The following is a 12,869-nucleotide window of genomic DNA, read 5'->3' as shown; positions in this document are numbered from 1 at the left end:
CGTAGCGGACATCAGCAGCCGCCTGCCGTAGGCCGCACGGGCATCACAACAGCCATCTGCAGTTTTCCAACTGCTCCACTTGCGATTGAAGGCTCCTGCCCTGGCCTCGAAGGTGGAATGAAGTCGATCACAGCCCTCTAGCGTAGCTCGGTGATGGGTAGACCAGGCCCCAGCAGAGACGCTCGGCGAGGAGCTGTCGCCTCTGTTGCGTGTCCGTTGTCGCCGGTGTGCTGGCGTTCGTGAGCGAGGCCGCTGCCCACGGCCAGAACCAGCTTGTCGCCGAAGCGCCGGTCGGCGCCTACGGTGGTGGAGAGCGAGTGGATGTTGCCCTGCTCGCCAAGTTGACGAAGCCCGCGCAGCACACGCCGGACCCCGCTCCCATATGAGGTTCAGAACCGCACTTTGACGAACGCCGACGGACCGCTGAATGTCAGCTTGAGATTGGCGTTGTTCGAACCGCTGCGGGTCAGATCAATGCGCGAAACACTGTAGTCCACGACCAGCCCGACGTTTTTAACGACGAACCATTCGAGGCCAACAGAACCATTGACGATATGACCCTGGGTCTTCCCCCCCGACTTCTTGACGCCTGAAACGTCCAGAAAGGCGCGGAAATTGGGCGTGAAGGCGTGACGCAGCCCCAGCTCGAGCACCGGTGCAATGGCTTCGTCCGAGTCGCCTTCGGAAAAGCCGTAGCCAGTGCCATTGACCAGGGCGTTCGCGCGAGCGCCTATACCCGCCTTGTAATACGCACCGCCCAAGCCCAGGCCCACGACGGTGTTCCCGCTGCCTAACCACCACTTGTACGCCAGCTTGGCCACATCGAGTTTCATGCCAACTGTCGCATCTCCTGCGATGCTGAGGTTGGTCCCACCCACGCTGCCGGACTGCGCCACCGATCCCGTGTATTCGCGTTTGTACTGGAAGTAGTCGAACGAAAGACCTTGACTGTCAAAAAGGATGAGGTCAGCCCTGACCCGTGGCAACGTCACATCTCGCTGTTTGAGATCGCCTGATTCAAATCGTCCGTACTGCGTGTCCAAGGAAGCGTTGAGCTTCGGATCTGCACGATACGCCCCCGCCGAGATGCTAAATCTATCAAGCGCCGGGGAGAGTTGTGCCGAAGCCCATGTGGACATGAGCAAGCCACATCCTGCAACACCAATAATTTTCACCAGAGCTGTACGGGCCGCTGAATTTGTGGCGAGGTGGGTCATGATGCCTTTCTATGAATCTGAGTACTCGATAAAAAAATAGGAACGCAAGTCACGCTCCCAGAAGTGCGCTGCTCTTCATCTTCGAAGCATTGATGGAAGTGCGTGCACGTTGGGGAGGCGACGGACCACCAGTTTGGAAGTCTTTCTGACTGTGAGGCCACAGGCCAGCACTGCGGAAACGATCGCAACGCCAAAAAATACGAACGAACTCCAAGGCACCTCAGCGTGGACAAAAGCCACACCAAAGGTCACGAATGCAGCCAACCCGGCTAGAGCGCTCAAGCCGTCGAAAAACCAACATAGGTATCTAGCCATCGGGAGATCCTCAAGTTAAAGTCTTGAGGCGAAGTGTTAATTCGAAGCTAGGACGGCCGAGTAGGAGTGAAAACGTCACGCCTGTAGGAATGGTCCTATCCTCCCCGTGGTCGTGGGCCTGCTGGTATCCAGCGGCATGGCGGGCTGCGCCATGATTGGCAAGTCGGTCATCTGGTGATGCCGCTGCGTGCATTCAGGGGGTAGGAACCGAACCCGCCAGGAGCATGACGACATCTCGCCCATGCCGATCACGGCACTGCTCTTCTCCGCGCTCGGCCTGGCGCCATGTCAGTCCTCCAGCACGCGCACCTTCACACCCTTGCCCTTGATGCGCCCGGCGTTGAGCCGGCTTGCGGCCTGCTGGGCGATGTCGCGGTCCACCGCCACGTAGGTGGACCATTCGTTGACGTTGATCTTGCCCACCTGCTCGCGGGTGTAGCCCAAGTCGGCGGTGAGCGCGCCCAGCACGTCCCCAGGTCGGATCTTTTCCTTGCGGCCGCCCTGGATGTGCAGGGTCACCATGGGCGGCACCAGCGGGGCCTGGCTGGCGGGCTGGAGTTCACTCAGCGGGTGCCATGTGGACTCCCGGCCCTGCAGGTGTTCGATCTTGCCGACGCTGCCCATCTCGTCGAGGCTGGCGAGGTTGAGCGCCAGGCCGCTTTCGCCCGCGCGTCCGGTGCGGCCGATGCGGTGAATGTGCACTTCGGGGTCGGGCGTCACGTCCACGTTGATCACGGCGGCGAGGTTGGCGATGTCCAGCCCGCGCGCGGCCACGTCGGTGGCCACCAGCACGGAGCAGCTGCGGTTGGCAAAGCGCACCAGCACCTGGTCGCGCTCGCGCTGTTCCAGCTCGCCGAAGAGAGCCAGCGCGCTGATGCCCTGGGCCTGCAGCACGGCCACCAGGTCGCGGCACTGTGCCTTGGTGTTGCAGAAGGCGAGCGTGCTGGCCGGACGGAAGTGGAACAGCAGTTTGCTGACCGCATCAAGCCGCTCGTTCTCCGTCACCTCGTACCAGCGCTGCTCGATCTGTGCGCCCGCATGCTGGGCTTCCACCTTGACGGTGAGCGGATCGCGCATGAACTGCGCGCTGAGCTTGGCGATGCCTTCCGGGTAGGTGGCGGAAAACAGCAGGGTCTGGCGCGCCTTGGGGCACTGCCGGGCGACGGTGACGATGTCGTCGAAGAAGCCCATGTCGAGCATGCGGTCGGCTTCGTCCAGCACCAGGGTGTTGAGCGCATCGAGCTGCAGGCTGCCGCGCTCCAGGTGGTCCATGATGCGGCCGGGTGTGCCGACCACGATGTGCGCGCCATGCTCCAGCGTGGCGAGCTGTCCGCGCAGCGGCACGCCGCCGCAGAGCGTGACGACCTTGATGTTGTCCTCGGCGCGCGCGAGGCGGCGGATTTCGGTGGTCACCTGGTCGGCCAGCTCGCGCGTGGGGCACAGCACCAGGGTCTGCACCGCGAAGCGGCGCGGGTTGAGGTTGGCCAGCAGGGTGAGGGCAAAGGCGGCGGTCTTGCCGCTGCCGGTCTTGGCCTGGGCGATCAGGTCCTTGCCCAGCAGGGCGGGCGGCAGCGCGGCGGCCTGGATCGGCGTCATGGCCGTGTAGCCCAGCTGCTCCAGGTTGGCGAGCATGGCGGGGGAGAGCGGCAGGGCGCTGAAAGCGGTCGGGGATGCGGAAGTCATCCCGAATTATCCGGGATCGCTCCGTGGCATGCACCCCGCCATCGGCTCCGGCGGCGCAGGGTGCTGCGGGGGCGTCTCGCGCACCGCTTGACCGGCCCCCGTCACGGGCCGAGCAAGGCGTCCAGTTCCGGCCGGCTGAATCCGGCCGCCAGGCGCGCCGCGTCGTTGAAGGGCGGCTTGAGGCGCGGCGCCGAATGCTCGCGCGCAAGGCGGCGGTAGTGGCTCAGGGGTTCGATGCCCTGCTGCGCGCACAGCCAGCCGTACCAGCGGTTGCCCACGGCCACATGGCCGATCTCGTCGCGCAGGATCACGTCCAGGATGTCGACCGCGCGCAGCGCCGCCGGCGTGCCCACCTTGCGCAGGCGCGCCTGCATGGGCGGTGTCGCGTCCAGGCCCCTTGCTTCCAGGGTGCGGGGCACCAGCGCCATGCGGGCGGTCACGTCGTCCTGGGTTCGCACGCACATCTCCCACAGGCTGCCGTGCGCGGGGAATTCGCCGTAGTGGTGTCCCAGGCTCTGCAGGTGGGTGTGCAGCAGGCTGAAATGGACCGCTTCCTCGTGCGCGACGCGCAGCCAGTCGGTGTAGAACGCGGCTGGCATGCCGGGGAAGCGCCACACCGCGTCAAGCGCGAGGTTGATCGCGTTGAACTCGATGTGCGTCACGGCATGCAGCAGCATGGCCAGGCCCGCCGGGGTGAACGGCGATCGCTGGGGCACGTCCACCGGCGGGAGCAGCACAGGCTGTGCGGGCCGGCCCGGCAGGGTGGCGCCGGGGCCGGGCGTGAGGGGTTCGCCGGGGTCCAGCACGGTCTGGCCCGCCTGCCACGCGTCGAACAGCGCATGGGTGGCCGCCACCTTGTGGCCCGGGTCGGTGATGCACAGGGCGTTGAGGGCCTGCGCGCGCAGGGAGAGCGGGGACGCTGGCGACAGGGGCGCGGGGGCTTGCATCCCTACAATTCTAGGTTTCAGGAACGGAGACCTTCCCCATGGCGATTTACGAACTCGATGGCGTGGCACCCCGCATGGCCGAATCGGCCTGGGTGGCCGACAGCGCGCAGGTGATGGGCAACGTGGTGCTGGGCGACAACGCCAGCGTGTGGTTCGGGGCGGTGCTGCGGGGCGACACCGAGACCATCACCCTGGGCGAAGGCAGCAACATCCAGGACGGCAGCGTGATGCACGCCGACGTGGGTTTCCCGCTGACGGTGGGCAGGCACGTGACCGTGGGCCATCAGGTGATGCTGCACGGCTGCACCATCGGCGATGAATCGCTCATCGGCATTGGCGCGACGGTGCTCAACGGCGCGAAGATCGGCAGGAACTGCCTGGTGGGCGCGGGATCGCTGGTCACCGAAGGCAAGGAATTCCCCGATGGCAGCATGATCCTCGGCAGCCCGGCCAAGGTGGTGCGCTCGCTCACGCCCGAGCAGATCGAAGGCCTGCGCCGCAGTGCCGGGCACTACATCGAGAACGCCGCGCGCTACCGCCAGGGCTTGAAAAAGATCGCCTGACCCCGACCTGCTTCCCTTCGATTTTTTGATTTGACCTGAAAGCCCTGCGTGTCCGAACTCCACAAATTCGTCTTTGAAGGCCTGCCGGTGCGCGGCATGCTCGTGCGCCTGACCGACGCCTGGCAGGAAATCCTGCAGCGCCACCGCGACGCTGGTGGCTACCCCGCGGCGGTCACGGAGCTGCTGGGCGAGATGACGGCGGCGGCCACGCTGATGCAGGCGAACATCAAGTTCAACGGCGCGCTGATCATGCAGATCATGGGCGATGGGCCGGTGAAGCTGGCCGTGGCCGAGGTGCAGCCCGACCTGAGCCTGCGCGCCACCGCCACGGTGGTGGGCGAGGTGGCCGACGATGCGCCGCTGTCGCACATGGTCAACGTCACCAACCAGGGCCGCTGCGCCATCACCCTCGATCCCAAGGACCGCCTGCCGGGCCAGCAGCCCTACCAGGGCGTGGTGCCGCTGTTTGGCGATCGGCGTGAGAAGCTGGAAAAACTCAGCGAGGTGATTGAGCACTACATGCTGCAGAGCGAGCAGCTCGACACGCGCCTGGTGCTTGCGGCGGACGACAAGATGGCCGCCGGCCTGCTGATCCAGCGCCTGCCGCTGCAGGGGGTGGACAACCTGGCAGGGCAGTCGGGCGCGCGCGACGAAGACCAGATCGGCCTGAACGAGGACTACAACCGCATCGCCATCCTGGCCTCCAGCCTCAAGCGCGAAGAACTTCTCAGCCTGGACGCCGACACGATCCTGCGGCGCCTGTTCTGGGAGGAAGACGTGCGCCGCTTCGAGCCGCTCACGGGCGAGCAGGGGCCGCGCTTTGCCTGCACCTGTTCACGCGAGCGCGTGAGCAGCATGCTGCGCGGCCTGGGGCGCGACGAAGTCGAGTCCATCCTCGCCGAGCAGGGCCAGGTGGAGGTGGGCTGTGAGTTCTGTGGCGCCCAGTACCGCTTCGATCCTGTGGACGCCGCTCAGGTCTTTTTGCAGCCGGCTCAGCAACCGCCGGCCAGCGACCAGAAACATTGATCCCCCCGCAGCGCTGCGCGCTACCCCCCCAGGGGGCAACACCTGAGGCCTGGCAAAGGCAGTTCCGCGGTGTTCTGGCCTGGGCTCCCCCTCTCTAGGAGGGTCGTGACAGCAGTCCGGTGAACAGTCGGTGCTCGCAGTCGGGATCGCTGCAGTTCTCGCACGACCACGGGCGCAGGCCGTTGGCCAAGCCGGGGTCGTCCTTCACCAGCGGCCGGCCCAGCGCAGTGCCGATGGCGCGCAGGGCTTGCCGCAGGCGCGTCTGGCCTTGCCCGTACACCGTCTGGAAGGCGATGCCAGCGCCCTGCAGCTCGCGGCGCAGCAGGCTGTCGGTGGCGTCGCGCACGGCCGGGCTGTCGCGGAACAGGCCGTCCGGCGTCCAGGGCAGGTCCAGGCCCATGAGCAGGGTGAGGTCGCAAGCCCGTTGTGCGGCAAGCGCCGGCTCCAGCAGCTCGGTGGCCTGGAAATAGAGCGCGCTGTAGGCCGCGACCATCAGGGCCGTGGTGTCGGCAATCACCACCTCCACGCCGGGCGTGCGCCTCGCGCTGTCGATGAGCCGCGCCTGCTCGTCGGCGATGTCGGCCTGTTCATGCGCGTGCGGGGCGCGGCCCCGGGCCTCGCACCAGAGGCGCAGGTGCTCGGGCACGCGGACCACGCGCAGGCCTTGGATGTCCTGGAGGTGGCGCTCAAGCGCCGCGGCCAGCGTGGACTTGCCGCTGGATTCGCCGCCCAGAAGGGCGACGGTGATGGCGGGATGGCGGGAGGTCATGGAGAGCGATCCGCAGCGATGGAAACCGTCTTGGCCAGGGACGCCGAGGAACCGGCCTTGCCAGGCCTCAGGCATCGCCCTTCTTCAGAGGGCAGGCGCCGCAGGCGACGCCAGCGTCAATTCTTGGCCTTCGCGATCTGCACGAAGATCTCGTTGGGCTTGACCATGCCCAGTTCCTGGCGGGCGAGCTCCTCGACCATGTCCAGGCCCTCCTGCAGGTCCCGCACTTCGCTGAGCAACTGGTCGTTGCGCAGTTGCGCCTCGCGGTTGGCCTGATCCTGCGAGGCCAGTTGCTGCTTCATGCTGGCCACCTGGGTCACGCTGCCCCGCCCGAACCAGAGCTGCGCGTGCACGATGAAGAGCAGCGCGATCAGCAGGGCAGGGATGAGGCGGCGGGCCATGGCGTCAGATTGTCACCGAAGTGGCCGGCCACCGCGCGCGGCCGCCCCCGGCAAAGGCCGGCCCCCCTGGGGGGCAGCGACCCGCGAAGCGGCAGCGTGTGGGAGCCGCCACGCTTACTTGAGGTTGTAGAACGCTTCGCGGCCGGGGTACACGGCCACGTCGCCCAGGTCTTCCTCGATGCGCAGCAGCTGGTTGTACTTGGCCATGCGGTCCGAGCGCGAGAGCGAGCCGGTCTTGATCTGGCCCGCGTTGGTGCCCACGGCAATGTCGGCGATGGTGCTGTCCTCGGTCTCGCCCGAGCGGTGGCTGATCACGGCGGTGTAGCCCGCGCGCTTGGCCATCTCGATGGCGGCGAAGGTCTCGGTCAGCGTGCCGATCTGGTTGATCTTGATCAGGATCGAGTTGGCGATGTCCTTCTCGATGCCTTCCTTGAGGATCCTGGTGTTGGTGACGAACAGGTCGTCGCCCACCAGCTGCACCTTGGCGCCCAGGCGCTCGGTGAGCACCTTCCAGCCGTCCCAGTCGCCTTCGGCCATGCCGTCCTCGATGCTGATGATGGGGTACTTGTCGACCCAGGTGGCCAGCATGTTGGTCCAGTCCTCGGCGCTGAGCACCAGGCCTTCGGCCTCCAGGTGGTACTTGCCATCCTTGTAGAACTCGCTCGCGGCGCAGTCCAGGCCCAGGGCGATCTGCTCGCCTGCGGTGTAGCCGGCGTTGCCGATGGCTTCCAGGATCATCTGGATCGCGGCTTCGTGGTTGGCCACGTTGGGGGCAAAGCCGCCTTCGTCGCCCACGGCGATGCTCATGCCCTTGTCGTGGATGATCTTCTTGAGTGCGTGGAAAACTTCGGCGCCCCAGCGGATGGCTTCGCGAAAGCTCGGCGCGCCCACGGGGATGATCATCAGTTCCTGCAGATCGAGGTTGTTGTTGGCGTGCGCGCCACCGTTGACCACGTTCATCATGGGCACGGGCATCTGCACCGCGCTCATGCCGCCGAAGTAGCGGTAGAGCGGCAGGCCGGCCTCTTCGGCGGCGGCGCGGGCCACCGCCATGGAGACGGCCAGCATCGCGTTGGCGCCCAGGCGGCCCTTGTTGTCGGTGCCGTCGAGGTCGATCAGGGTCTTGTCCAGGAAGGCCTGCTCGGACGCGTCCAGGCCCAGCACGGCTTCGCTGATCTCGGTGTTGATGTTCTCCACCGCCTTGAGCACGCCCTTGCCGAGGTAGCGGCTCTTGTCACCGTCGCGCAGCTCGATGGCTTCGCGGCTGCCGGTGGAAGCGCCCGAAGGCACGGCCGCGCGGCCCATCACGCCGCTTTCCAGCAGCACGTCGCATTCGACGGTGGGGTTGCCGCGGCTGTCGAGGATTTCGCGGCCAACGATGTCAACGATTGCACTCATGGATTCACTACCTTTGGGTCAGAGACAGAAAGAAGAAGAAATGGGAAATCAGGTGTTGAAACGGTCTTCGAGGAAACCGTTCTTCTTGGTCACGGTGTCGAGCGCGAGCAGGGTTTCCAGCAGCGCCTTCATGTGCTTGAGCGGCACGGCGTTGGGCCCGTCGCTCAGGGCCTTGGCGGGGTCGGGGTGGGTTTCCATGAACAGGCCCGCCACGCCCACGGCGACCGCCGCGCGCGCCAGCACCGGCACCATCTCGCGCTGCCCGCCGCTGCTGGTGCCCTGCCCACCGGGCAGTTGCACGCTGTGGGTGGCGTCGAACACCACCGGCGCACCGGTCTCGCGCATGATGGCCAGGCCGCGCATGTCGGAGACGAGGTTGTTGTAGCCAAAGCTCGCGCCGCGTTCGCAGGCCATGAAGCGGTCTTCGTCGAGACCGGCTTCCTTCGCGGCCGCGCGCGCCTTGTCGATCACGTTCTTCATGTCGTGCGGCGCGAGGAACTGGCCCTTCTTGATGTTCACCGGCTTGCCGCTTTGCGCCACGGCACGGATGAAATCGGTCTGGCGGCACAGGAACGCCGGGGTCTGCAGCACGTCGCAGACCTGGGCCGCGTCGGCGATGTCGGCCTCGCTGTGCACGTCGGTGAGCACGGGCACGCCGAGTTCGCGCCTGACCTTGGCCAGGATCTCCAGGCCCTTGTCACGGCCCGGGCCGCGGTAGCTGGTGCCGCTGCTGCGGTTGGCCTTGTCGAAGCTGCTCTTGAAGATGAAGGGCACGCCCAGGCTGGCCGTGATCTCCTTGAGCTGGCCGGCCACGTCCATCTGCAACTGCTCGGACTCGATCACGCAGGGGCCGGCGATCAGGAAGAAAGGCCGGTCCAGGCCGATGTCGAAGTCGCAGAGTTTCATGGGGCCTCTCGGAGGGATGGGGTCAGGCCGCGACCGGGGTCTGGGGCGCCGTCTGGCCCTGGTGGACCAGCGCTGCCTTCACGTAGGCGTTGAACAGCGGGTGGCCGTCCCAGGGCGTGGACTTGAACTCGGGGTGGAACTGCACGCCCACGTACCAGGGGTGGACCTTCTGCGGCAGCTCGACCATTTCGGTGAGGTGCTCGCGCTGGGTCAGGGCCGCGATCACCAGGCCGGCCGCGCGCAGCTGGTCGAGGTAGTTCACGTTGGCTTCGTAGCGGTGGCGATGGCGCTCGGTGACCACCGGGCCGTAGATCTGGTGGGCCAGGGTGCCGGCGGCCACGTCGGAGCTCTGGGAGCCCAGGCGCATGGTGCCGCCCAGGTCGGAACTCGCGCTGCGCTGCTGGATGCTGCCGTCGGCGTCCTTCCACTCGGTGATCAGGGCGATCACGGGGTGCGGCGTGTCCGGCTCGAACTCGGTGCTGTTGGCGTTCTTCAGGCCGGCGACGTGGCGCGCGTATTCGATCGTGGCCACCTGCATGCCCAGGCAGATGCCGAGGTAGGGCACCTTCTGCTCGCGCGCATAGCGCGCCGCGCAGATCTTGCCTTCAATGCCGCGCTTGCCGAAGCCGCCGGGCACCAGGATGGCGTCGAACGCGCCCAGCGTCTGCGCGACGTTGGCCGGCGTGATGGTTTCCGAATCGATGTAGTCGATCTGCACCTTGGCGTGGTTCTTCATGCCGGCGTGGCGCAGCGCCTCGTTGAGCGACTTGTAGCTGTCCGACAGGTCGACGTACTTGCCGACCATGGCGATCTTCACGATGTGCTGGGGATGTTCGACCTCGTACACCAGATCGTCCCAGCGCTGGAGCTTGGCTGGGGGGGTGTTGATGCGCAGCTTGTCGCAGATCAGGCCGTCCAGGCCCTGCTCGTGCAGCATGCGCGGCACCTTGTAGATCGTGTCCACGTCCCACATGGAGATCACGCCCCATTCGGGCACGTTGGAGAACAGCGAGATCTTGGCGCGCTCGTCGTCGGGAATGCGGCGGTCGGCGCGGCACAGCAGCGCATCGGCCTGGATACCGATGGCGCGCAGTTCCTTGGCGGTGTGCTGCGTGGGTTTGGTCTTGAGCTCACCGGCAGCGGCGATCCAGGGCACGTAGCTCAGGTGCACGAAAGCCGAATTGTTCGGGCCCAGGCGCAGGCTCATCTGGCGCACGGCCTCCAGGAACGGCAGGGACTCGATGTCGCCCACGGTGCCGCCGATCTCGACGATGGCCACGTCCACCGCGTCGGGCGTGCCAATGCCCGCGCCGCGCTGGATGAACTCCTGGATCTCGTTGGTGACGTGCGGGATCACCTGCACCGTCTTGCCGAGGTAGTCGCCCCGGCGTTCCTTCTCCAGCACCGACTGGTAGATCTTGCCGGTGGTGAAGTTGTTGGTCTTCTTCATGCGCGTTTCGATGAAACGCTCATAGTGGCCCAGATCCAGGTCGGTCTCGGCGCCGTCGTCGGTGACGAAGACCTCGCCGTGCTGGAAGGGGGACATGGTGCCCGGGTCCACGTTGATGTACGGGTCGAGCTTGATGAGGGTGACTTTGAGGCCGCGGGACTCGAGGAGAGCGGCCAGTGATGCGGAGGCAATGCCCTTGCCCAGGGAGGACACCACACCGCCGGTGACGAACACAAATTTGGTCATGTCTCGGGCGAGCCAGTTGCTCGCAGGAGGTGGAAATGGCGATTATAAAGGCCGCCCCTTTCCCGGGCCGCCGTGGGGTCGGCAGGGCCTACCCCAAGCTGCTACATTGCGCCCATGAACGACCTCGCCGGAAAACACATCGTGCTGGGCCTCTCCGGAGGCATCGCCTGCTACAAAGCCGCCGAGCTTTGCCGGGCCCTGGTCAAGGAAGGCGCGACGGTGCAGGTCGTCATGACCGAGGCGGCCGAACAATTCGCCACCGCGGTCACCATGCAGGCGCTGTCGGGCCGGCCGGTGTTCACCTCGCAATGGGACGCGCGCCCGGGCAACAACATGGCCCACATCAATCTCAGCCGCGAGGCCGATGCGATCATGGTGGCGCCGGCCAGCGCCGACTTCATGGCCAAGCTGGTGCACGGCCGGGCCGACGACCTGCTCAGCCTGATGTGCCTGGCGCGGCCCATCGACCGGGTGCCGCTGATCCTCGCGCCGGCCATGAACCGCGAGATGTGGGCGCACCCGGCGACCCAGCGCAATGTCAAGCAGCTGCGCGCCGATGGCGCCACCGTGCTCGACGTGGGCGCGGGCGAGCAGGCCTGCGGCGAAACGGGCGACGGCCGCATGCTGGAGCCCGACGAACTGCTCTACGACCTGGCGCGCTTCTTCCTGCCCAAGCCGCTGGCCGGCCAGCATGTGCTGGTCAGCGCCGGCCCCACCTTCGAGGCCATTGACCCGGTGCGCGGCCTGACCAACCTCTCCAGCGGCAAGATGGGTTTCGCCATCGCGCGCGCGGCCCACGAAGCGGGTGCCCAGGTCACGCTGGTGGCCGGCCCCGTGGGGCTGCCCACGCCGCGCGGCGTGGGGCGGGTCAACGTGAAGTCGGCGCTGAACATGCAAAAGAGCCTGGACCTGCTGGTGCCCGGCGCCACGGTCTTCGTGTCGGCCGCCGCCGTGGCCGACTGGCGCCCCGCGCAGTCGGCGGAACACAAGATCAAGAAGGACGGCTCGGGCGCGGTGCCCACGCTGTCTTTCGTCGAAAACCCGGACATCCTGGCCGGCATCGCGGCCTCGCCTCGTGCCCGGAGCGGCGAACTCTATTGCGTGGGCTTCGCCGCCGAAAGCCACGACCTGGAGGAACACGCCCAGGCCAAGCGCCGGCGCAAGGGCGTGCCGCTGCTGGTGGGCAACATCGGACCGGCCACCTTCGGCCAGGACGACAACGCCCTGCTGCTGGTCGATGAGCACGGGATGAAGGAGCTGCCCCGTGCCTCCAAGCTGGTGCTGGCGCGCCAGCTGGTCGCCGAAATCGCGCGCCGCCTGCCGCGCTAGGGGTGCCTTTCGTGCGACAGACGGCGATGTCGGCGGCGCTGCTCGAGGGGCTGCTGAGCCGTTATTCGGTCGGCACCAAGCACCTGTCGGACCCGGCCCCCACCCTGGCCGAGTTGCAGCGCATGACTGAGGCTGCGCTGCGCGCGCCCGACCACGCCGGGCTGGTGCCGTTTCGCCTGGCGGCCATCCGGGGCGACGCGCGCGAGCGCCTGGCCGACCTGTTCGAGCAGGCCGCCGCGCTGGCCGGCAAGAGCGCCGCCGATGCGGCGCGCGACCGCCTGCGCGCGCTGGACGCGCCCCTCCTCGTGGCGGTGATCGCGCGCATCGACCCGGGCCACCCGTTGGCCACGCAGCACGAACAGTGGATGACCGTGGGCGGCGCGCTCACCAACTTCCTCAACGCCGCGCACGCGATGGGCTACAGCGGCAAGATGCTCTCGGGCGCCAAAGTGCGAGCCGCGCCGGTGGTGGCCGCATTCTGCGAGCCAGGGGAGCAGCTGGTGGGCTGGGTGGTGCTGGGCACGGCGCTCAAGCCCGGGTCACCCAAGTTCAGCAAACCCGATGCCGCGGACGTGATGCGCGACTGGACGTGATCGGCGGGAAGTGCCATCCCGCTCGG

Annotated in this window: 12 protein-coding genes; 4 read left to right on the top strand and 8 right to left on the bottom strand. The window is 66.9% G+C overall.

Annotation, left to right across the window (positions count from 1 at the left end; genetic code table 11):
- Positions 1-389 precede the first annotated feature (389 nt).
- From KIT86_RS15350 to KIT86_RS15340, 3 genes are all read right to left on the bottom strand, one after another.
- A complete protein-coding gene (locus tag KIT86_RS15350) occupies positions 390-1,217 on the bottom strand; it encodes a hypothetical protein (protein WP_297399861.1) in 828 nt (275 codons plus the stop codon).
- A gap of 603 nt (positions 1,218-1,820) precedes the next feature.
- Positions 1,821-3,215, bottom strand: coding sequence for an ATP-dependent RNA helicase DbpA (gene dbpA, locus KIT86_RS15345; protein ID WP_297399859.1), 1,395 nt, complete (start codon positions 3,213-3,215; stop codon positions 1,821-1,823).
- Positions 3,216-3,316: 101 nt separating this feature from the next.
- Positions 3,317-4,162 carry a ferritin-like domain-containing protein gene (locus tag KIT86_RS15340; protein ID WP_297399857.1) on the bottom strand — a complete coding sequence of 282 codons (846 nt, stop codon included), beginning with the start codon at positions 4,160-4,162 and terminating at the stop codon, positions 3,317-3,319.
- 38 nt (positions 4,163-4,200) lie between these two features.
- Here KIT86_RS15340 and KIT86_RS15335 point away from each other — a divergent pair, with 38 nt between their 5' ends.
- Positions 4,201-4,725 carry a gamma carbonic anhydrase family protein gene (locus KIT86_RS15335; protein WP_297399855.1) on the top strand — a complete coding sequence of 175 codons (525 nt, stop codon included), beginning with the start codon at positions 4,201-4,203 and terminating at the stop codon, positions 4,723-4,725.
- 48 nt (positions 4,726-4,773) lie between these two features.
- The gene (locus tag KIT86_RS15330; protein WP_297399853.1) at positions 4,774-5,751 is read left to right on the top strand and encodes an Hsp33 family molecular chaperone HslO; all 978 of its coding nucleotides are present in this window, start codon (positions 4,774-4,776) and stop codon (positions 5,749-5,751) included.
- A gap of 94 nt (positions 5,752-5,845) precedes the next feature.
- On the opposite strand, the gene KIT86_RS15325 is transcribed toward KIT86_RS15330, so the two are convergent.
- The 5 genes from KIT86_RS15325 to KIT86_RS15305 all read right to left on the bottom strand — a co-directional run bounded on the left by KIT86_RS15325 (position 5,846) and on the right by KIT86_RS15305 (position 10,921).
- The gene (locus KIT86_RS15325) at positions 5,846-6,520 is read right to left on the bottom strand and encodes an ATP-binding protein (protein ID WP_297399851.1); all 675 of its coding nucleotides are present in this window, start codon (positions 6,518-6,520) and stop codon (positions 5,846-5,848) included.
- 116 nt (positions 6,521-6,636) lie between these two features.
- Positions 6,637-6,921, bottom strand: coding sequence for a cell division protein FtsB (ftsB, locus tag KIT86_RS15320; protein WP_297399849.1), 285 nt, complete (start codon positions 6,919-6,921; stop codon positions 6,637-6,639).
- A 114-nt stretch (positions 6,922-7,035) separates the two neighbouring features.
- Positions 7,036-8,319 (bottom strand): phosphopyruvate hydratase, encoded by a 1,284-nt coding sequence (gene eno, locus KIT86_RS15315; protein ID WP_297399847.1) that lies wholly within the window; start codon positions 8,317-8,319, stop codon positions 7,036-7,038.
- Between the two features lie 48 nt (positions 8,320-8,367).
- A complete protein-coding gene (gene kdsA, locus KIT86_RS15310; RefSeq protein ID WP_297399845.1) occupies positions 8,368-9,225 on the bottom strand; it encodes a 3-deoxy-8-phosphooctulonate synthase in 858 nt (285 codons plus the stop codon).
- Positions 9,226-9,247: 22 nt separating this feature from the next.
- A complete protein-coding gene (locus KIT86_RS15305; protein WP_297399843.1) occupies positions 9,248-10,921 on the bottom strand; it encodes a CTP synthase in 1,674 nt (557 codons plus the stop codon).
- A gap of 114 nt (positions 10,922-11,035) precedes the next feature.
- Between KIT86_RS15305 and coaBC the strand changes: the two genes are divergently transcribed.
- Positions 11,036-12,250 (top strand): bifunctional phosphopantothenoylcysteine decarboxylase/phosphopantothenate--cysteine ligase CoaBC, encoded by a 1,215-nt coding sequence (gene coaBC, locus KIT86_RS15300; RefSeq protein WP_297399841.1) that lies wholly within the window; start codon positions 11,036-11,038, stop codon positions 12,248-12,250.
- Positions 12,251-12,261: 11 nt separating this feature from the next.
- Positions 12,262-12,843: a nitroreductase family protein gene (locus tag KIT86_RS15295; RefSeq protein ID WP_297399839.1), complete on the top strand. Its 582-nt coding sequence runs from the start codon at positions 12,262-12,264 to the stop codon at positions 12,841-12,843.
- The last annotated feature ends 26 nt before the right edge of the window (positions 12,844-12,869 follow it).

It is taken from the genome of Hydrogenophaga sp. (genome assembly GCF_026125825.1).
Lineage (GTDB): Bacteria > Pseudomonadota > Gammaproteobacteria > Burkholderiales > Burkholderiaceae_C > Hydrogenophaga.
The sequence above is the reverse complement of the archived record's forward strand: the minus strand, read 5'-3'. Positions and strand labels throughout refer to the sequence as shown.